Source organism: Caulobacter sp. BE254, assembly GCF_031457295.1.
Classification (GTDB): Bacteria; Pseudomonadota; Alphaproteobacteria; order Caulobacterales; family Caulobacteraceae; genus Caulobacter.
The window spans coordinates 298883-319237 of record NZ_JAVDWJ010000004.1 but is presented as its reverse complement, the minus strand read 5'-3'; the positions used below and the strand labels follow the sequence as shown (position 1 = coordinate 319237).

17 protein-coding genes are annotated in these 20355 nt (G+C 69.0%); 12 read left to right on the top strand and 5 right to left on the bottom strand.

What is annotated here, in order from left to right; genetic code table 11:
- The first annotated feature begins 17 nt into the window (after window positions 1-17).
- Both J2X41_RS10365 and J2X41_RS10360 read left to right on the top strand, forming a co-directional pair.
- Window positions 18-3182: a TonB-dependent receptor gene (locus tag J2X41_RS10365; RefSeq protein WP_310081641.1), complete on the top strand. Its 3165-nt coding sequence runs from the start codon at window positions 18-20 to the stop codon at window positions 3180-3182.
- A 138-nt stretch (window positions 3183-3320) separates the two neighbouring features.
- On the top strand, window positions 3321-4499 hold the full coding sequence (locus J2X41_RS10360; protein ID WP_310081639.1) for an endo-1,4-beta-xylanase: 1179 nt from the start codon (window positions 3321-3323) through the stop codon (window positions 4497-4499).
- 46 nt (window positions 4500-4545) lie between these two features.
- Here J2X41_RS10360 and tpiA read toward each other — a convergent pair whose 3' ends face one another.
- Together tpiA and J2X41_RS10350 are read right to left on the bottom strand one after the other, a co-directional pair.
- The gene (tpiA, locus tag J2X41_RS10355) at window positions 4546-5301 is read right to left on the bottom strand and encodes a triose-phosphate isomerase (RefSeq protein WP_310081637.1); all 756 of its coding nucleotides are present in this window, start codon (window positions 5299-5301) and stop codon (window positions 4546-4548) included.
- A 58-nt stretch (window positions 5302-5359) separates the two neighbouring features.
- Entirely contained in the window at window positions 5360-7210 is a 1851-nt protein-coding gene (locus J2X41_RS10350) for a phosphoenolpyruvate carboxykinase (GTP) (protein WP_310081635.1), read from the bottom strand.
- Window positions 7211-7671: 461 nt separating this feature from the next.
- Between J2X41_RS10350 and J2X41_RS10345 the strand changes: the two genes are divergently transcribed.
- A complete protein-coding gene (locus tag J2X41_RS10345; protein ID WP_310081772.1) occupies window positions 7672-8403 on the top strand; it encodes a DUF1080 domain-containing protein in 732 nt (243 codons plus the stop codon).
- Here J2X41_RS10345 and J2X41_RS10340 read toward each other — a convergent pair.
- Entirely contained in the window at window positions 8400-9407 is a 1008-nt protein-coding gene (locus J2X41_RS10340) for a LacI family DNA-binding transcriptional regulator (protein WP_310081633.1), read from the bottom strand. The two genes, J2X41_RS10345 and J2X41_RS10340, sit on opposite strands and share 4 nt — an antisense overlap.
- A gap of 179 nt (window positions 9408-9586) precedes the next feature.
- On the opposite strand from J2X41_RS10340, the gene J2X41_RS10335 reads away from it, so the two are divergent.
- The 5 genes from J2X41_RS10335 to J2X41_RS10315 are packed head-to-tail and all read left to right on the top strand — an operon-like array spanning window position 9587 to window position 14449.
- Window positions 9587-10849 (top strand): MFS transporter, encoded by a 1263-nt coding sequence (locus J2X41_RS10335; protein ID WP_310081631.1) that lies wholly within the window; start codon window positions 9587-9589, stop codon window positions 10847-10849.
- 2 nt (window positions 10850-10851) lie between these two features.
- Window positions 10852-11841: a sugar phosphate isomerase/epimerase gene (locus J2X41_RS10330; protein WP_310081630.1), complete on the top strand. Its 990-nt coding sequence runs from the start codon at window positions 10852-10854 to the stop codon at window positions 11839-11841.
- Complete coding sequence (locus J2X41_RS10325; RefSeq protein ID WP_310081629.1) at window positions 11841-13001, top strand: Gfo/Idh/MocA family oxidoreductase; 1161 nt, start codon at window positions 11841-11843, stop codon at window positions 12999-13001. The genes J2X41_RS10330 and J2X41_RS10325 overlap by 1 nt, the downstream gene beginning before the upstream one ends.
- The gene (locus J2X41_RS10320; RefSeq protein ID WP_310081627.1) at window positions 12998-14053 is read left to right on the top strand and encodes a sugar phosphate isomerase/epimerase; all 1056 of its coding nucleotides are present in this window, start codon (window positions 12998-13000) and stop codon (window positions 14051-14053) included. Before J2X41_RS10325 ends, J2X41_RS10320 begins: the two co-directional genes overlap by 4 nt.
- A gap of 33 nt (window positions 14054-14086) precedes the next feature.
- The gene (locus tag J2X41_RS10315; protein WP_028037757.1) at window positions 14087-14449 is read left to right on the top strand and encodes a c-type cytochrome; all 363 of its coding nucleotides are present in this window, start codon (window positions 14087-14089) and stop codon (window positions 14447-14449) included.
- 28 nt (window positions 14450-14477) lie between these two features.
- Here the strand turns inward: J2X41_RS10315 and J2X41_RS10310 are convergent, their stop codons facing one another.
- On the bottom strand, window positions 14478-15368 hold the full coding sequence (locus J2X41_RS10310) for a DUF1080 domain-containing protein (protein WP_404979917.1): 891 nt from the start codon (window positions 15366-15368) through the stop codon (window positions 14478-14480).
- A gap of 138 nt (window positions 15369-15506) precedes the next feature.
- On the opposite strand from J2X41_RS10310, the gene J2X41_RS10305 reads away from it, so the two are divergent.
- Together J2X41_RS10305 and J2X41_RS10300 are read left to right on the top strand one after the other, a co-directional pair.
- Window positions 15507-17264 carry a GMC family oxidoreductase gene (locus J2X41_RS10305; protein ID WP_310081624.1) on the top strand — a complete coding sequence of 586 codons (1758 nt, stop codon included), beginning with the start codon at window positions 15507-15509 and terminating at the stop codon, window positions 17262-17264.
- Window positions 17264-17833: a gluconate 2-dehydrogenase subunit 3 family protein gene (locus J2X41_RS10300; RefSeq protein WP_310081623.1), complete on the top strand. Its 570-nt coding sequence runs from the start codon at window positions 17264-17266 to the stop codon at window positions 17831-17833. Before J2X41_RS10305 ends, J2X41_RS10300 begins: the two co-directional genes overlap by 1 nt.
- Before the next feature lie 54 nt (window positions 17834-17887).
- On the opposite strand, the gene J2X41_RS10295 is transcribed toward J2X41_RS10300, so the two are convergent.
- Window positions 17888-18295 carry an L-rhamnose mutarotase gene (locus J2X41_RS10295; RefSeq protein WP_310081622.1) on the bottom strand — a complete coding sequence of 136 codons (408 nt, stop codon included), beginning with the start codon at window positions 18293-18295 and terminating at the stop codon, window positions 17888-17890.
- Window positions 18296-18387: 92 nt separating this feature from the next.
- On the opposite strand from J2X41_RS10295, the gene J2X41_RS10290 reads away from it, so the two are divergent.
- Both J2X41_RS10290 and J2X41_RS10285 read left to right on the top strand, forming a co-directional pair.
- Window positions 18388-19566 (top strand): aldose 1-epimerase family protein, encoded by a 1179-nt coding sequence (locus J2X41_RS10290; RefSeq protein ID WP_310081621.1) that lies wholly within the window; start codon window positions 18388-18390, stop codon window positions 19564-19566.
- A gap of 1 nt (window position 19567) precedes the next feature.
- Window positions 19568-20332 (top strand): SDR family oxidoreductase, encoded by a 765-nt coding sequence (locus J2X41_RS10285; protein ID WP_310081620.1) that lies wholly within the window; start codon window positions 19568-19570, stop codon window positions 20330-20332.
- Window positions 20333-20355: the final 23 nt, after the last annotated feature.

Here is a 20355-nt window from a genome sequence, read left to right as displayed (position 1 = left end):
CCCTGGCGCTGGGGGCCATGCTGGTCGCGGCGCCGGCGTTCGCCCAGACCAAGCCGGCCGACGATGCGGCGACGGTCGACGAGGTGGTCGTCACCAGCATCCGCCAGAGCCTGAAGAGCTCGCAGCAGCTGAAGCAGAGCTCCGAGATCATCGGCGACTCGATCACCGCCGAGGACATCGGCGCCCTGCCGGACCGTTCGGTGACCGAGGCGCTGCAGCGCATCCCGGGCGTGGCGATCAACCGCTTCGCCGCCGGCGTCGACCCGGACCACTTCTCGACCGAAGGCAGCGGCGTGGTCGTGCGCGGCCTGAACTTCGTGCGTTCCGAGCTGAACGGCCGCGACACCTTCTCGGCCAACAACGGCCGCGCCTTGAGCTTCGCGGACGTGCCGTCGGAACTGATGGGCGGGGTGGACGTGTTCAAGAGTCCCTCGGCCGACATGATCGAGGGCGGCATCTCGGGCACGGTGAACCTGCGCACCCGCCTGCCGTTCGACAGCGCCAAGCGCCTGCTCTCGCTCTCCGCCGAAGCCAGCTACGGCGACTTCGCCAAGAAGTGGGCCCCGACCTTCACGGCCCTCTACAGTGACCAATGGGACACCGAGGCCGGTACGTTCGGCCTGCTGCTGAGCGCTGTCGATTCCAAGCTGTTCACTCGCGCCGACGGCACCCAGGTGTCGAACTTCGGCTGCCGCACCGGCTTCACCAGCGCCCAGACCGCCAACCCGCAAGCCGTGACCTGCCCGCAGGGCGGCAAGGGCGTGTGGTTCCCGCGCGGCGCGGCCTTCCGCAGCACCGAGACCGAGCGCGACCGCACCGGCTACGCTGCGGCCGGCCAATGGCGCAGCAACGACGACACCATGCTGGCGACCTTCCAATACCTGCGCTCGGAATCGACGCAGTCCTGGACCGAGCACGCGATGGAGATCGCCACCGACAACGTGACCTCGAACGGCGACTCCCGCCCGATCGACGGCACCACCTTCGGCGTCGACAGCGACGGCATCTTCACCAACGGCATCATCACCGGCACGCAGGGCTGGCGCGACGACCAGAACAGCGCCGATCCGCGCACGCCCGGCTTCGGCCTGCAGAGCAACAACATCAGCCGCAGCGTCGAGCAGACCTACGTCACCTCGGACTACGGCTTCAATTTCAAGTGGACGCCCAACGACCGCTGGAGCGCGGCCTTCGACTACCAGCACGTCGACTCGACGGTCGACAACCTGGACGTCGGCATCTGGGGCTCGGCCTTCCAGAACCTGGACCTGAAGCTCAACGGCTCGGACATGCCGGTGTTCACGTTCATTCCGCCGGCCAGCGGCGCGTCGATCCCGGCCTGTTCGCCGCCCAGCGGAAGCTGCTCGACCTACTTCACCGGCGCGCACAACAGCTTCCAGGACCCGTACAACAGCTTCTGGCGCTCGGCGATGGACCACATCGAGCAGAGCGAGGGCAAGGAAGACGCCGCCAAGATCGACGTCGACTACCGCTTCGCCGAGAACAGCTGGCTGGACTCCGCGCGGGTCGGCGTGCGCTGGGCCGAGCGCGACCAGACCACGCGGTTCTCGACCTATAACTGGGGCGCGCTGAGCGAGATCTGGGGCGGCGGCGGACCGGTGTGGTTCGACGATCCGATCAACGGCTCTCCCACCACCCCCGGCGGTTCGACCAGCGCGAGCCACACCGAACTCTATCCGTTCACCGACTTCATGCGCGGCCAGGTTCCGGTCCCGACCGGCCTGGACGCTCGGCCATTCTACAATGGCAACGCCGCCAAGGACTACGCGGCGATGTCGGCCTTCGCTCTCAATATCGGCGACGAATGGCGGGCTCGTCTCGTCAACAACTGCCCGCAAAACTGGGTGCCGCTGGCCCAGCGCTGCGGCGTCGTGGCCGGCACGCCGTTCCTGCCGGGCGAGATCAACCCGATCAACGAAAAGACCAAGTCGGCCTACGGCATGCTGCGCTTCAAGCATGACTTCGACGGCGACGTGCGGGTCACGGGCAATGTCGGCCTGAGATATACCGAGACCAAGCGCGTGGCGTCCGGCTACCTGGTGTTCCCGAACGCCGTTCCGCCGAGCGACGCGTCGTGCGCCGACTCCCTGGCGCAGTGGACGGCCTTGCCGGATCCGAAGCCCCCCTTCGTGCCCTCCGACTTCTGCTCGCTTCCGAGCCAGACGCGGGCCGCGGCCCGGCTCTTCGCCAACGGCTCCACGACCGCCAATACGGCCCACGCCAAGTTCGAATACTGGCTGCCCAGCATCAATGTGAAGGTCGCCCTGCCGAACAAGCTGCAGCTGCGCTTCGCCGCGTCCAAGACCATCACGCCGCCGGAAGTTGGCCTGACCCGCAACTATTACGACGTCAAGCTGGACACGACGGACACGGGGATCTCCAACCCGGTTACGGCCGACAGCCTCAGCGGCAACGTCACCGTGGGCAACCCGTACCTGAAGCCGACCCAGGCCCTGAACGTCGATGGTTCGGTGGAATGGTACTTCGCGCCGGTGGGCTCGCTGACCTTCGCCCTGTTCTGGAAGGAACTGAAGGACGTCGCCACCAACAGCACGGCCCGCATCCCGTTCACCAACAACGGCGCGACGTTCGACGTGGTGGTGACCACGCCCGGCAACTCCGACCAGAAAGCCCACGTGAAGGGCTTCGAGGTCGCCTACCAACAGTTCTACGACTTCCTGCCCAAGCCGCTGGACGGGTTCGGCATCAACGCCAACTACAGCTACATCGACAGCAAGGGCGTGCCGCAAAGCACGCTGTCGGCGACCGACCCCGACGTGGCCGCCGGCCGCGTCTCGACGGTGAACACCGCGCTGCTGCCGCTGCAGGGCCTGTCCAAGCACAACGCCAACTTCGCCGCCATCTACGAGAAGGGCCCGATCTCGGCCCGTCTGGCCTACAACTGGCGCTCTGACTTCCTGCTAACGGTCCGCGACGTGATCGTGCCCTACGCCCCGATCATGAACGAGGCCACCGGCCAGCTGGACGGGTCGATCTTCTACACCCTCAATCCGAAGGTGAAGATCGGCGTGCAGGGCGTGAACCTGACCAACGAGGTCACCAAGACCACCCAGGTCCTGAACAACGATCTGCTCAAGGCTGGACGGTCGTGGTTCATGAACGACCGGCGCTACACCTTCGTGCTGCGCGCCAGCTTCTAGATCCTTGGGCGGCCCGGCCGGACCTTGTCCGGTCGGGCCGCCCAGGGCGCATACCCTTCGGCCGTCCGCGGACGAGGGCTTCCACCCCAAAACTCGCCGCGCAACGTTCCCGACGTTGCGCGGCGTTCTTGAGAGAACTTGACCGTGACGTTCCGCCTTTCACCGTTCTCCCGGCGCGGTTTCATCGGAAGCGGCGTCGCCGCGGCGGCTGTCGGTGCGGCGGCGGGCCTAACCCAGGCGGCCGAGCGCTTCCATGGGCCTTCGCTCGCCGCCCTGGCCCGGGCCAAGGGCGTCCGGTTCGGCAGCGCGGTCGGGGCGGGCCCGTCCGGGTCGCTGACGGGCGCGTTCGAGGATCCCCGCTATCGCCAGGTCCTGATCGACGAATGCGGGGTGCTGGTCCCCGAGAACGAGCTGAAGTGGTACGTCCTGCGGCCCGACGCCAAGACCTTCGCCTTCGAGCGGGCCGATCGGATCGCCGCCTTCGCCAAGGCCCATGACATCGCCCTGCGCGGCCATACCTTGCTGTGGCATCATCCCAAGTGGTTCCCGGCCTGGCTCACGGCCTACGACTTCGGCGCGGGTCCAGTTGCCGCCAAGAACGCCGAGGCCCTGCTGGTCGATCACATCGACAAGGTCGTGGCGCACTATCCGCAGATCGACTCCTGGGACGTGGTCAACGAGACGGTCGACCCCAAGGACGGCTCGATCCGCCGCACCGTCTTCTCCGACGCCATGGGCCAGGACCAGACCCTGGACGTCGCCTTCCACGCCGTCCGCGCCGCCGCGCCCAAGGCCCGGCTGGTCTATAACGACTACATGGGCTGGGAGGCCGGCAACGAGGCGCACCGCGCCGGCGTGCTGAGGCTGCTGGAAGGCTTTCGCAAGCGCGGAACGCCGGTCGACGCCCTGGGCGTGCAGAGCCACCTGGGCACCGAAGACCCGGCCGCGCCCGGCAGCCTGGGCCAGCCCCAGGAAAAGGCCTGGCGCGCCTTCATCGACGAGGCGACCGGCATGGGCTACGACCTGCTGATCACCGAGTTCGACGTCAACGACCGCGACCTGCCGGCCGACGTCGGCGTCCGCGACGCGGCGACGGCCTCGGTCGCCAAGGCCTATCTCGACCTGATGCTGGACTATCGCCAGACCAAGGAGGTGCTGGCCTGGGGCATGGTCGACAAATATTCCTGGCTGCAGGGCTTCACGCCGCGCAAGGACGGCGCGCCCCAGCGCCCGACGCTCTATGGCGACAACTACCGATTCAAGCCGCTGCGCGAGGCCGTGGCCGCCGCTTTCCGGTCCGCGCCGACGCGCGCGTGATCGTCGCCGGGGGGCGGGGTCGGCCCTCCAGTGAGGCGAGCCGGCCTCAGGCGTGGGCGATGATCGGCAGGAAGGTCTCGGCCGTCAGGCTGGCGCCGCCCACCAGCACGCCGTCGACGTTCGGCGTCGCCAGGATCTCGGCGGCGTTGGTCGGGGTCACCGAGCCGCCGTACAGCAGCCGGACCCGGTCGCCGGCAGGGCCCAGGGCGGCGCGGCAGGTCTCGCGCAGCACCGCGTGCATGGCGGCGATGTCGTCGCCAGTGGCCGAGCGGCCCGTGCCGATCGCCCAGATCGGCTCGTAGGCCACCGACAGCCACGCGCCGTCGGCGTCGGCCGGCAGGCAGTTCTCCAGCTGGGCGCGGACCACCGCCTCGGCCTGGCCCGCCTCGCGGACCTCCAGCGGCTCGCCCACGCAGAGGATCACCGACAGGCCGTGGCGCCGCGCGGCCTCGGCCTTGCCGCGCACCTCGGCGTCGGTCTCGCGGCGGCCCGCCCGGCACTCGCTGTGGCCGACGATGGTGAAGGCCGCCCCGGCGTCCTTGACCATCGGCGCCGACAGGCAGCCGGTGTGGGCGCCCTTGTCGGCCGCATGGATGTCCTGGGCCCCGACATGGATGGCGTTGGCGGCCTGCCAGGCGGCGGTGATCAGGGTCGCGGGGACCGCCAGGCCCACATCCACGGCGGGCGTCTCGCGCGCCGCCGCGTCGATGGCCCCGAGGACCGGCAGGGCGGCCAGGCTGCCGTGCATCTTCCAGTTTCCGACCACGAACTTGCGGGCGGGCTTTTCCATAGCGACGTGCATTCGGTCTCCATGCGCCGGCTGGCGCCTGTGGCTTGAAGAGGGGCTGGCGGGCTGGCGATCAGGCCTGCTCCAGCACCCGGGCGGGATGCGCCTGGCGGGCCAGCCGTTCGCCCAGGGCGTCCAGCTGGGCCCACAGGGCGGGGGGCAGGCGATCGCCGAACCGGGCGTAGGCGTCGGGGATCAGGGCGGCTTCGGCCCGCCAGATCTCCGGATCGACGGTCAGCAGCAGGTCCAGCTGGGCCTCAGTGAGGTCCAGGCCGGACAGGTCCAGGCCGTCGCGGGCGGGCAGGCGGCCGATCGGGCTGTCGACGGCCTCGGCCTCGCCCTCCAGGCGGTCGACGATCCACTTGAGCACGCGGCTGTTCTCGCCATAGCCCGGCCAGACGAACTTGCCGCGCTCGTCTTTGCGGAACCAGTTGACGAAATAGATGCGCGGCAGCTTGGCCGGATCGGCGCCAGCCCCGACCTTCAGCCAGTGACCGAAATAGTCGCCCATGTTGTAGCCGCAGAACGGCAGCATGGCGAAGGGATCGCGGCGCAGCTCGCCGATGCTGTTCTCGGCCGCGGCGGTGCCTTCCGAGGCGACGTTGGAGGCCAGGAACACCCCGTGCTCCCAGTCGAAGGCCTCGGTGACCAGCGGTACGGCCGAGGCGCGGCGGCCGCCGAACAGGATGGCCGAGATCGGCACGCCGGCCGGGTCCTCCCATTCATCGGCGATCACCGGGCACTGGCCGGCGGGGACGGCGAAGCGGGCGTTGGGATGGGCGGCGGGTTCGCCCAGGTCCGGCGTCCAGGCCCGGCCCTTCCAGTCGGTCAAGCCCTGCGGCGGATGCTCGGTCAGGCCTTCCCACCAGACGTCGCCGTCGGCGGTCAGGGCGACATTGGTGTAGATGCAGTTGGAATGGAGGGTGTCAACGGCGTTGCGGTTGGTCTTGACGCCGGTGCCCGGCGCCACGCCGAAGAAGCCGGCTTCCGGATTGATGGCGTACAGGCGGCCGTCGGGACCGAAGCGCATCCAGCAGATGTCGTCGCCGATCGTCTCGGCCTTCCAGCCGGGCAGGGTGGGCTGCAGCATGGCCATGTTGGTCTTGCCGCAGGCGCTGGGGAAGGCGGCGGCCACGTAGCGCACCTTGCCGGCCGGCGAGGTCAGCTTGAGGATCAGCATGTGCTCGGCCAGCCAGCCTTCGTCGCGGGCCATCACCGAGGCGATGCGCAGGGCGTAGCACTTCTTGCCCAGCAGGGCGTTGCCGCCGTAGCCCGAGCCGTACGACCAGATTTCGCGGCTTTCGGGGAAGTGGACGATGTACTTGTCGTCGTTGCACGGCCAGGCCACGTCCGCTTGGCCGTCGACGAGCGGCGCGCCCAGGGTGTGCAGGGCCGGCACGAAGAAGCCGTCATCGCCCAGGGCGTCCAGCGCCGCCTGGCCCATCCGGGTCATCACCCGCATCGAGACGGCGACATAGGCGCTGTCGGTGATCTCGACGCCCAGGGCGCTGATCGGCGAGCCGACGGGACCCATCGAGAAGGGCACGACATACATCGTGCGGCCCTGCATGCAGCCGTCGAACAGACCGGTCAGCAGCCCACGCATCTCGACAGGATCGCGCCAGTTGTTGGTCGGGCCGGCGTCGGCCGGGTCCTGCGAGCAGATGAAGGTGCGGGTCTCGACGCGGGCGACGTCGCGCGGGTCGGAGGCGGCGTGGAACGAGTTGGGACGAAAGTCTGGATTGAGGCGCTTGAGCGTGCCGGCGGCGACCAGTTCGTCGGTCAGGGCGGTCCATTCCTCGTCGGAGCCGTCGCACCAATGGATGGCCTTCGGCTTGGTCAGGGCGGCGACCTCGTCGACCCAGGCCAATAGACGCGCGTGTTTCGTCGGGGGCGCGTTGGCGCCCAGCCCTTGGTTCTGCATGTTTCGTCCTGCTGCAAGCCTGGCGAGACTGTCGCTCGCCTTGGCGCGCACCATAGCGTCACGAACCGGTGGGAAAAGCCCAATGTTTTCAATGACAACGTTGTCGGCGAAAATTCAGGCGCAAGTTGCTGCGCGGAAGGCACGTTTTTACGCCCGGCGCCAGATTATGAGGAAGTCGATCCACAAACATGGCCCTGACTGCAGCGCAATGGTCAAGCTCTGCCATGGGTGGGGCGAATCGATGCCGTTGCGTCGCCGCTACCGCTACGCGCAACCCTGAGGCTTGGCTCACCACGCGCGAGGCGCTGGAAGGTGAGGGACGGGCTCTGGCGGACTCGGCCGGGGCGTCTATGGTGTCGGCGCCTTTTGCCGTGGAGCGACGAACGGAAATGACGCCTAAGCCTCTCATCCTCACCGCCGTGATCTTGGGCCTTGGCGGGCCGCTGGCCGGTTCGCCCGCCATGGCCCAGGTCCAGGCCCAAGCAAAACCCGAGGACACCGAGGTCTGGAAGCCCGTGCCGGCGGTGGTCACTCCGGCCAAGGAGGCCGGCGGCGCGCCGTCCGACGCCATCGTGCTGTTCGACGGCGGCGACCTGAAGGAATGGGTCGCGACCCAGGACAAGTCGCCGGCCGCCTGGAAGGTGGCGGACGGGATGCTGACCGTCGACAAGACCCGCGGCAACATCGAGACTCGGCGCAGCTTTCGGGACTACCAGCTGCACCTGGAGTGGCGGATCCCGGCCGACATCGCCGGCTCGGGCCAGGCCCGGGGCAACAGCGGCCTCTTCCTGGCCTCCACCGGCCCTGGCGATAGCGGCTACGAGCTGCAGATCCTCGATCCCTACCAGAACCCGACCTATGTGAACGGCCAGGCCGCCAGCCTCTACAAGCAGCATCCGCCCCTGGTGAACGCCGGACGCAAGCCGGGCGAGTGGCAGGTCTATGACGTGGTCTGGCGCGCGCCGGTGTTCGGCTCCGATGGGGCGCTGGTCTCGCCAGCCACCGTGACCGTGCTGCACAACGGCGTGCTGGTGCAGGACAACGCCGCGTTCGCGGGCGAGACGGTCTATATCGGCAAGCCGCCGTCCCGGCCCTTCGCCTCGGCGCCGATCAAGCTGCAGGCCCACGGCGACCCCAGCGCGCCGATCAGCTTCCGCAACATCTGGGTTCGCGAGCTGCCGCCGAAGCCTTAACTGGAGGGCGGCCCGGTGCTCGATCGCACGATCAGGCGGTGGGGCAGGGTGACGTTCTGCAGGCTGCTGGCGCGGTCGGCCAGGATGTCCAGCAGCAGCCGGACCACCTCGTGGCCGATCTGCTCCATGGGCTGACTGACGGTGGTCAGCTGCGGATCGAGATATTGCGCGAAGCGGATGTCGTCGAAGCCGACCAGCGACACGTCGCGAGGACAGGCCAGGCCGCGCCGGCGGATGGCCTCGATCGCGCCCATCGCCATCTCGTCGCTGAAGCAGAAGATGGCGGTGGGCGGACTCGGCTGGTCCAGCAGCTCGCCGGCCTGGCGCAGGCCCGATTCGATCGAGAAGTCGCCGATGGCCATGCGTAGCGCGCTGGCCCGGCCCCGCTGCTGGGCGGCCGCGAGCACGCCGGCCAGGCGGTCGCCGCTGATCGGGCTGACCAGCGGACCGGTCACCACCCCGATCCGGGTGTGGCCCAGCGCGTAGAGGTGCTCCATGACCTCCGCCGCCGCGCCTTCGTTGTCGATGTGGGCGCTGGACACCGCCAGGCCGGGGCGGAACTCGCAGCCGTTGACGATCGGGGTGCGCGGCCCCTTGGTGGCGACCATCTCGGCCAGGACGTCGGGCAGGCGATGGCCCAGGAAGATCAGGCCGTCGGCCTCCTTGCGCCGGAACATCGCCGCGTACTGCTCCTCGCGCGCCTCCTCGTGGCGGGTGTCGCCCAGCAGCACCGAATAGCCGGCGGCCAGGGCGGCTTCCTCGACGCCGCGGATCACCTGCGAGAAGAACGGGTTGCAGATGTCCGGCACGGTGACCAGGATCTTCTCGGTCCGCAGGGTCCGCAGGCTCTTGGCCGCGAAGTTGGGCTCGTAGCCGAGGCGGGTGACCGCCTCCATCACCTTCTTGCGAGTCGTCTCCAGCACCAGTTCGGGCGCGCTGAAAACCCGCGAAACCGTCGCGGTCGAGACTCCTGCGTCCAGAGCGACATCTTGAATGGTGGCCATCGGCGCGACACTGGCGACAAGCCAGGCCCTTGGCAAGGCGCAGCTCCCGGCTTGGCCGAGCGACTGGACAGTTGCCGCCTTGACGGACCCCTGTTATCGATGATTTCGATTACATGAGCGCGGAGCGACCCAAACGGGTCCAATTCAAGCCGCCAAGCTGGTCGGGGAGGCCAGGAACCATGAAGACGAGCTTGCGGCTCTTCCTGATGATGGTGCTTCAGCTGGCGATCTGGGGCGCCTGGGCGCCGAAGATCTTCCCCTACATGGGCATGCTGGGCTTTGCGCCTTGGCAGCAGTCGCTGGTCGGCAGCTCGTGGGGCGTGGCCGCGGTGGTCGGCATCTTCTTCTCCAACCAGTTCGCTGACCGCAATTTCGCCGCCGAGCGCTTCCTGGCGGTCAGTCACCTGATCGGTGGCCTGGCCCTGGTGGGGACGGCGCTGTCGACCAGCTTCTGGCCGTTCTTCGCCTGTTACCTGATCTTCAGCCTGGTCTATGTGCCGACCCTGTCGGTGACCAATTCCATCGCCTTCGCCAACCTGCGCGACCCGGCCGGCGAGTTCGGCGCGGTGCGGATGGGCGGGACGGTCGGCTGGGTGCTGGTCAGCTGGCCCTTCGTCTTCCTGCTGGGCGCCCATGCCGGCGCCGAGCAGGTGCGGTGGATCTTCCTGGTCGCGGCGATCCTGTCGTTCGTCTTCGCCGGCTACGCCCTGACCCTGCCGCACACGCCGGCCCGCAAGGACGCGCCGGGGATCGACAACCTGGCCTGGCGTCGCGCCCTGAAGCTGCTGGCCGCGCCGTTCGTGCTGGTGCTGTTCCTGGTCACCTTCATCGATTCGGTGATCCACAACGGCTACTTCGTGATGGCCGACGCCTTCCTGACCAACCGGGTCGGGATCGCCGGCAACCTCAGCATGGTGGTGCTCAGCCTGGGCCAGGTGGCCGAGATCCTGACCATGTTCCTGCTGGGCCGCGTGCTGGCGAAGCTGGGCTGGAAGGTCACCATGATCATCGGCGTCCTGGGCCACGCCGCGCGCTTCGCGGTGTTCGCCTTCTTCGCCGACAGCATCCCGGTGATCGTGGCCGTGCAACTGCTGCACGGGATCTGCTACGCCTTCTTCTTCGCCACGGTGTACATCTTCGTCGACGCGGTGTTCCCCAAGGACGTCCGCTCCAGCGCCCAGGGATTGTTCAACCTGCTGATCCTGGGCGTCGGCAACGTGGTGGCCAGCTTCCTGTTCCCGACCCTGGTCAGCCGTCTGAGCCACGCCGGCGCCGACGGGGTGGCGAGCGTCGACTATACCAGCCTGTTCCTGGTCCCCACCGGCATGGCCCTGGTGGCCGTGCTGCTGCTGGCCCTGTTCTTCAAGCCGCCGACCCGGGCCCCGGTCGCCGAGGCGGACGACGATGCGCCGCTGGCGGCCGCCAGCCCGGCCCAGCCCTAGTCATGCTCCTCCAGAACAAGGAAAGCCACGTGCGCTCAACAGCTTGCGACCCCCGGGCCTCGGCCGTCGATCTTTCGCGGCGTGGCCTGCTCGCCGCCGGCGCGGCCGTCCTGGGCGCGGCCTATGGCGGTCTCGCCAACGCGGCGGAAAAGCCGTTCTTCCAGCGCCGCGACCTGCCGGTCGGCATCCAGCTCTACACCCTGGGTCCGGACCTGCAGAAGGACCTGGACGCCCAGCTCGCCACGGTGGCCAGGATCGGCTTCAAGTCGGTGGAGCTGGCCGGCTATCTGGGCCGCACCCCGGCCGAGCTGCGGGCCGCCTTCGACAAGGCCGGCCTGGTCTGTCCCAGCGCCCACATCTCGCCCAAGGGCGCCAGCGGCCCCAGCTTCAGCGGCGACCTGGCCAAGCTGGCCGACGAGCTGCACGTGATCGGGGTCAAGGCGGCGATCATGCCGATCCTGTACATCCCCGACCGCCTGGGCGGCGCCGACCTGCGCCAGGCCGGCCCGCAGATGACCGCCGACGACTGGAAGTGGAACGCTGACTTCCTGAACGAGAAGGCGGCCGTGCTGAAGAAGGCCGGGATCGTCAGCGGCTACCATAACCACAATTTCGAGTTCGCCCCGCTGGGCGACACGACGGGCATGGACATCCTGCTGAAGGGCACCGACCCCAACCTCGTCACCTTCGAGATGGACGTCGGCTGGGTCACGGCCGCCGGCCAGGATCCGTTCGCTCTGCTGAAGGCCCATCCGCACCGCTTCACCCAGATGCACGTCAAGGACATCAAGGCCAGCACCAAGCCGAACTTCGTCCTGCAGCAGGACCCGACCGAGGTCGGCGCCGGCATGATCCCGTGGCCCAAGCTGCTGCCCGCCGCCTATGAGGCGGGGGTCCGCGGCTTCTATGTCGAGCAGGAGCCGCCGTTCGCCCACAGCCGGCTGGAGTCGGCCAAGATCAGCTTCGACTACCTGGCGAAAGTGGTCGCCTGATGAGCGGACGCGCGCCTTTGCGGCTGGCCATGATCGGCGGCGGTCCCGGCTCGTTCATCGGGCCGGTGCACCGCATGGCCGCCGAGCTGGACGGCCGCATCCGGCTGGTGGCCGGGGTGTTCAGCCGGGACCCGGCCAAGAACGCCGCGGCCGCCGACGGCTGGGGCGTGGCGCGCGATCGGGTCTATCCCGATCACCGCGCGCTGATCGCCGCCGAGCGCGCCCGGGCCGACGGCGTCGACTTGGTCGCCGTCGTGACGCCCAACCACCTGCACTTCGACGTCGCCGCCGCGGCCCTGAAGGGCGGCCTGCACGTGATCAGCGACAAGCCGGCGACCCTGAACCTGGCCCAGGCCCTGGACCTGGCCGAGATCGTCGCGGCGTCCGGCAAGCGCTACGGCCTGACCTATACCTATACCGGCTATCCGATGGTGCGCGAGGCGCGCGAGATCGTGGCGCGCGGCGATCTGGGCGCCGTGCGCAAGGTCGTGGTCGAATATTCGCAAGGCTGGCTGTCGCGGCCGCTCGAGCGCGAAGACAACAAACAGGCCAGCTGGCGTTCGGATCCGGCCCAGTCGGGCGTCGGCGGCTGCATCGGCGACATCGGCGTCCACGCCTTCAACATCGCCGAGTTCATCACCGGTAGCCGGGTCGAGCGCCTGTGCGCCGACGTCGCCACCGTGGTGCCCGGCCGAAACCTGGACGACGACTGCAACGTGCTGCTGCGGTTCGAGGGCGGGGCGCGCGGCGTGCTGATCGCCTCGCAGATCTCGGCGGGCGCGCGCAACGGCCTGAAGATCAGCGTCTATGGCGAGACGGGCGGCCTAACCTGGGGCCACGAAGACCCTAACGTCTTGACCCTGGACTGGCTGGACGGGCCCAGCCAGGTGCTGCACGCCGGCTCGGCCTATCTGGGCGCGGGCGCCCGGGCGGTCACGCGGCTGCCGACCGGCCATCCCGAGGGCTTCATCGAAGCCTTCGCCAACATCTATCGCGACTTCGCCGACGCGATCGCCGGAAGCGGCGACGGCCGGCTGGTGCCCGACATCGGCGAGGGCGTGCGCGGCATGGCCTTCGTCGAGCGCGCCGTGGCCGCCAGCCGCGCCGACGCCGGCTGGGTGGCGCTGGATGGCGTCACACAAGAAGGAGAGGGGCGATGAAGACGCTCAAGGGGCCCGGCATCTTCCTGGCCCAGTTCATCGGCGCCGAGCCGCCGTTCGACAGGCTGGAGACCATGGCCGCCTGGGTCGCCGACCTCGGCTATGTCGGCGTGCAGATGCCGACCGGCGGGGCGGACTCGTTCTTCGACCTGGCGTTAGCCGCGGAAAGCCAGACCTATTGCGACGACATCGCCGGCATGCTGGCCAGCCATGGCCTGGTGATCACCGAGCTGTCGACCCACCTGCAGGGCCAGCTGGTCGCGGTGCACCCGGCCTATGACGAGCTGTTCGACGGCTTCGCGCCGCCCGAACTGCGCGGCAAGCCGCAGGAACGCCAGGTCTGGGCGGTGGGGCAGCTGAAGGCCGCCGCGGTCGCCAGCCGGCGCCTGGGCCTGAACGCCCACGCCACCTTCTCGGGCGCCCTGGCCTGGCCCTACTTCTATCCCTGGCCGCAGCGGCCGGCGGGCCTGATCGAGGAGGCCTTCGCCGAGCTGGGCCGACGCTGGAAGCCCATCCTCGACGCCTTCGAGACCGAGGGCGTCGACGTCTGCTACGAGATCCATCCGGGCGAGGACCTGCACGACGGGGCCACCTTCGAGCGCTTCCTGGACGAGGTGGGCGGCCACGCGCGCGCCAACATCCTCTACGACCCCAGCCACTTCGTGCTGCAGCAGCTGGACTATCTGGGCTACATCGATCGCTATCACGAGCGGATCAAGGCCTTCCACGTCAAGGACGCCGAGTTCCGCCCGTCCGCCCGGTCCGGCGTCTATGGCGGCTACCAGGGCTGGGTGGATCGGCCCGGCCGCTTCCGCTCGCTGGGCGACGGCCAGGTGGACTTCAAGGCGATCTTCTCCAAGCTGGCCCAGTACGACTATGCCGGCTGGGCGGTGCTGGAATGGGAGTGCGCCCTCAAGCACCCCGAGCAGGGCGCCCGCGAAGGCGCGCCGTTCATCCGCGACCACATCATCCAGGTGACGGACAAGGCGTTCGACGACTTCGCGGGCAGCGCGCCCGACGCCGGCCGCAATCGCCGCCTATTGGGCCTCTAGAGGCGACGCAAAGATTCAGACGGAGTCCATCGAATGAAGTTTCCGCTTATGCTTGCCGCGGCCCTGAGCGCCCTGGCCACCAGCGCCGTCGCCGCCCCGCCCACCGGGCAGGCCGTGTTCGAGCAGCGCTGCTCGGTCTGCCACTCGCTCCAGCCGGCGCCGGGCAAGATGGGGCCGCCGCTGGCCGGCGTGGCCGGCCGCAAGGCGGGCACGGCGCCCGGCTACGCCTACAGCAACGCGCTGAAGACCTCGAACATCACCTGGACCCCCGACCAGCTGGACGCCTTCATCAAGGCGCCGGGCAAGACTGTGCCCGGCACCAAGATGCTGCTGGGCGCGCCGGACGCCGAACAGCGCGCCGCCGTGATCCAGTACCTGGGCTCCCTCAAGAAGTAGTCCCGAGGGAGCCTCAGGGCTGGCTAGGTCAGGGCGCCGTCAGTTCCTGGATCTCGACGTCCTTGAACTCGATCGGATGGCCCTCGCTCTGCAGGGCGATGTAGCCGTCGGTCACCCGCTGGGCGCCGCGGGCCAGGATGTAGGGCTTGGCCCCGCCCGCGACCGTGTCGTCGGGGTCCAGGGTGACGTCCGCATAGTGGTGCACGACCACGCCGTTGATCTTCTGGGAGATCTCGCCGTTGGGCAGCACTTCCAGCTCCGCCTTGACCCAGGTTCCGTTGGGGACCGTCGGGGCGTTGGTCGGCGGGGTGCAATGGTCCTTGGCCGTGACGCCGTCGATGGTGATGTTGGTTCCAGGCGTGCAGACCGCGCCGGTGGGACGGGGCGTGTCGCCCTCCTTGCCCAGCAACTGGAACTCGATCGAGACCGGGAAAGGCTGTTCCACGGTCATGCTCTCCGGACTCTGGCTGTCGAACATGATCCCGCTGTTGCTGCGCGCCCAGGCGGGCGTGTCCGGCAGGCCGCCGTCCGTGAGGAAGCGGTAGGTCAGGCGCAGGCGGTAGGCCTTGAACGGCGTCTTGTAGAACAGGTGGCCGAACTGCCCGTCCAGCTTGTCGTATCCGGCGTAGGAGACGCGGATCACGCCGTGGTCGACGACGAAGGTCTGGTGGTAGTTCTCGCCCGACGGATGCTTGGCGACCTTCGGGGTCCAGCCGTCCAGGGTGCGCCCGTCAAACAGCGGACGCCACGGTCCGGCCTTGACCTCCTCGGCGCTGGCCTGGGCGCTCACGCAGAGCGCCAGGCAGCCGAGCAGCGCCCCCGTGGCGAGACCCAGCGCCGACTCGCGGCGCTTCCGAACGAACTGGCTCGATGTCATCATGGCCTTCTTCTTCCTCCCACGGTTCGGCGGTTTTCGCATGAAACCGCGACCTTTCTTGCAATGTAACCCATTTCATGGAAGCCTCCAGGCAACAATGAACGGGTTCGCCGAAGTCGGCGCGCCGCGCTGCCGGGCAGCGGGCGCGATTCGATCAAAGGCGCCAAGCGGGGAGCAGACATGGCCAATCTCAACGGTCGCGCGCGCCAGGAGAACACCTACGACGCCATTGTCGTGGGCAGCGGCATCACCGGCGGCTGGGCGGCCAAGGAGCTGACCCAGAAGGGTCTCAAGACCCTGGTGCTGGAGCGCGGTCCGATGGTCCGCCACCTGGAGGACTATCCGACCGCCACCCTGGATCCCTGGCAGACGAAGTACCCGCAAGGGCAGCTGCCGTCGGACGAGTTGGCCGCCCACTACGCCGTGCAGCGCCGCACCGGCTACACCATGACGGAGTACACCAAGCACTTCTTCGTCCGCGACGACCAGAACCCCTATACCGAGGAAAGCCGCTACGACTGGATCCGCGGCTATCACGTCGGCGGGCGGTCGCTGACCTGGGGCCGCCAGAGCTATCGCCACAGCCCGATCGACTTCGAGGCCAACGCCCGCGAGGGAATCGGCGTCGACTGGCCGATCCGCTACGAGGAGCTCGCGCCCTGGTACGACCATGTCGAGCGTTTCATCGGCGTCTCGGGCCAGGCCGAGGGCCTGCCGCACCTGCCGGACGGCCAGTACCAGCCGCCGATGGAGATGAACTGCGTCGAGAAGGCCTTCAAGGCCAAGTCCGAGGCGCGATTCCCCGAACGGCGGATCACCATGGGCAGGACCGCGCACCTGACCGACCCGACCGAGGAACAGCTCGCGCTGGGCCGGACCAAGTGCCAGTACCGCAACATGTGCATCCGCGGCTGCCCGTTCGGCGGCTACTACAGCTCCAATTCCGGAGGGCTGGTAGCGGCGGAGCGCACCGGCAACCTGGTCATCCGCCCCGGCTCGATCGTCACCTCGCTGATCTATGACGAGAAGGCGGGCAAGGCGACTGGCGTGCGCATCCTCGACACGACGACGCGCCAGGAGGAGGAGTTCTACGCCGACGTGGTGTTCCTGTGCGCCTCGGCCTTCAACTCGGCCTGGATCATGATGAACTCGACCAGTTCGCGGTTCCCCAACGGCTTCGGCAACGGCAGCGACCAGTTGGGCCGCAACGTCATGGACCACCACCTGGGGGTCGGGGCCAGCGGCGAGGCGCCCGAGTTCGCCGACATGTACTATTCGGGCCGCCGGCCGAACGGGATCTATGTGCCGCGGTTCCGCAACCTGGGCGACGCGGCCACCAAGCGGAACGACTACCTGCGCGGCTTCGGCTACCAGGGCGGCGCGTCGCGGCCGGGCTGGGATCGCGACCTGACCCGGCCTGGACGGGACCCCTCCGGTCCGCGGGGCTTCGGGGCGGCGCGCAAGGCCGCGCTCAGCCAGCCGGGGCCGTGGACCATCGGATTGGGCGGCTTCGGCGAGATCCTGCCCTACGAAGACAATCGGATCACCCTGAACCGCGACAAGACCGACGAGTTCGGCCTGCCGACCCTGTCGATGAACGTCACGATCCGCGAGAACGAGCTGGCCATGCGCCGCGACATGCAGACCGCGGCGGCCGAGATGCTGGAAGCCGCCGGCTTCAAGAATGTCGAGGGCCGCGACGGCGGCTACGCGCCGGGGCTGGGCATTCACGAGATGGGCACCGCCCGCATGGGCCGGGACCCGAAGACCTCGGTGCTCAACGCCCATAACCAGGTCCACGAGTGCAAGAACGTCTATGTCACCGATGGGGCGGCGATGACCTCGGCTTCGTGCGTCAACCCGTCCCTGACCTACATGGCCCTGACCGCCCGGGCCGCCGACCACGCGGTCAAGGCGCGCAAGCGGGGAGATCTGTGATGCTGCTGAGCCGACGCGCCGCGATACGCGGCCTGACCTTCACCTTCGGGGTCGCGGCGACTGGGCTGGCCGGACGGGCCGTGGCGGCGACGACCACCCTGGCCTGGACCCCCACCGCGCTCACGGCGGACGAGGCCCGGCTGGTCGACGTGGTCGCCGAGCTGATCATTCCCAAGACCGACACGCCGGGCGCGCGCGAAGCCGGCGTGCCGCAGTTCGTCGATCGGGCCCTGGCGGACTATTACAACAAGGCCCAGGCCGAGCGCCTGCGGGCCGGGCTGGCCCGCATGGACGCCGACGCCCGCGCCGCCCATGGCGCCGTGTTCGTGGCCCTGACGCCGCAACAGCAGGTCGACCTTCTGAGCGGCTACGACCGCGAGGCCGCGGCCGTGCAGGGCCAGGCGGCCGGCGAGCCCCACTTCTTCCCGTTGCTGGAGGACCTGGTGACGGTGGGCTACTTCACCTCCGAGCCCGGCGCGACGGTGGCGCTGAGGTACGATCCCGTCCCCGGCGCCTACCACGGCTGCGTGCCGCTGGCCGAGCTCGGCCGGGGCTGGGCGACCCGATAGGCCGACGGCGGGCCGCGTCCAGCGCCGTCGACGCTCCCCGTGCGGCTGAAGTTATCAGAGCGATGTAGGCGCGCCGTCCCGATCGGTTGGTGACGCCTCGCCGTCCGGACCGGGCTGCTCGGACAGGGCGTAGATCCTCTCCATCTCCACCCAAGTCCGGTCGGGGGCGAACGGCAGCGGCTTCTGGAAAGTCCGCATCAGCGCGTCCCAGGCCCGCACGTCGGAATCGGCGGCGTCGCGCGCCGCCTTGGCTTGCGCGTCGTAGCCGTCGCCCTGTTCCAGGATCATGAACAGCCGATCGCCGACCAGCCAGATCTCCAGCTCGCGCACGTCGTCGGCGCGGATCGCCGCCGTCACCGCGGCAGGCGGTCCTCCCGCCCTGTGCCAGACGCGATAACGGGCGATCTGGTCGGCGTCGTCGTGCAGATCGACCGCGAAGCAGCGGCGCGTCGTCCCGTTCATGGCGGCCTCGACAAGGGCGTTGACGAGAGCCCGACGGGCTCTATAAACATCATACGTATTACCTTATAGGGCCGACTGCGGGGAGGCAAGACATGACCCAGTTGTATGGCCGGACGTTGAACCGCCGCGCCCTGGCCGAGCGCACCGGCGCCCTGTCGCAGTTCGCCGGCGTGCGCCTGTCGACCCTGGGCGACGGCGTCGAGCGCGGCGTGCGGCAGCTGGAATTCCGCACCGGCTCGGGCCTGAGGTTCACGGTGCTGGTCGACCGGGCGATGGACATCGCCGAGTGCGAGCACAACGGCCGCGCGGTCGGCTGGCATTCGCCGTCCGGCTTCCGCAATCCCGCGCTGCACGAGTATGAGGGGGAGGGCGGCCTGTCCTGGTTCCGGTCGTTCTCGGGCCTGATGGTCACCTGCGGCCTGGACCACGTGCTGTTCATGCACGACGACCCGGCCGGCCACTACGTCTATGGCCCCCGCAAGACCGTCAGTTCGTCGCTGCACGGGCGGATCGGCACGATCCCGGCCCGGCTGACCGGCTATGGCGAACGCTGGGACGGCGACGACTGCGTGCTGTGGGCCGAGGGCGTGGTGCAGCAGTCGACGGTGTTCGGCGAGGACCTGCACCTGGTCCGGCGGATCGAGGCGAGCGTCGGGACCGACGAGATCCGCCTGCATGACCGCGTGGTCAATCACGGTTTCTACCGGACGCCGCACATGTACTGCTACCACATCAATGTCGGCTACCCGGTCCTGGCCGAGGGATCGCGCTACGTGGCGCCAATCCGCGACGTGGTGTGGGCATCCCACGCCGGCGACGATTACCGGAAGCAGGGCGTCGGCTATCGCACCCTGCCGGCCCCGATCCGCAATTTCCACGAACAGGTCTGGCAGCACGACATGGCCGCCGACGCCGATGGACGGGTCAATGTGGCTCTGGTCAACGAGGCGATCGGCTTCGGCTTTGAGGTCCAGACCCTGAAGGCGCAGTTCCCGGCCCAGTACGAGTGGCAGAACCTGCACGCCGGCCACTACGCCCTGGGGATCGAGCCCTCGACCAACCACGTGCTGGGCAAGGACTTCGCCCGCGCCCGCGGCGAACTGATCCACCTCGAGCACGGCGAGGAGCGGCGCTACGACAGCGTCTTCCGCATCCTGCCCGACGCGGACGCAGTGACCGAAGCGGTCGGTCGGATCGAGGCCGTAGCCCGGCAGCCGGCCGAGGATCATCCCGCCCCCTCGGGCGTCTATCCCGCCATCGAAGGGCGCTGAGATGGCGGCTCTTCGGGACCTCGACGGCAGGACCGTCCTCTATACCGGCGCGGCGGGCGGACTGGGCCTTCAGACCACGCTGGCCCTGATGGCGCGCGGCGCCACCGTCGTGGCCGTCGACAACGACCCGGCCAAGGCAGCGGCGCTGGAAGCCGAGGCGGCCAGGGTCGGGGCGGGGCGCCTAGTCGTCTCGACCGCCGATCTTTCCGACCTGGCGGGCTTCCGGACCGTGCTGGACGACCTGTTGGGCCAGGTCGGCGCTTTCGACGTGGTGATCAACAACGCCGCCATCTACCCGTCGCGTCCGTTCGAGGACTATTCGATCGAGGACCATCAGGCCGTCCAGCGGGTCAATGTCGACGCGGCCGTCGTAGCGGTGCAGGCGGCTCTGCCGGCCATGCGCGAGCGGGGCTTCGGCCGGATTATCAACATCTCCAGCATCACCCTGTCGGGCGAGTGGGCGAACCTGTCGCCCTACGTCGCCTCGAAGGGCGCGCTGGTCGGCCTGACCCGGGCCTGGGCGCGCGAGTTCGGTCCCCACGGGATCACCGTCAACGCCATCGCTCCGGGGGCCTTTCCGACCGACGCCGAGAAGATCCATCCGGATCCGGATGGCTACGCCCGCCACGTGCTCGACCGCCAGGCCGTCAAGCGCCGCGGCCACGTCGGCGACATCGCCCACGCCATCGCATTCTTCGCCGCCGACGAGGCGGGGTTCATCACCGGCCAGACGCTGCACGTGAACGGCGGCTGGGTGATGAGCTGAACCAGCCGGAAGGTCTTTTCTCC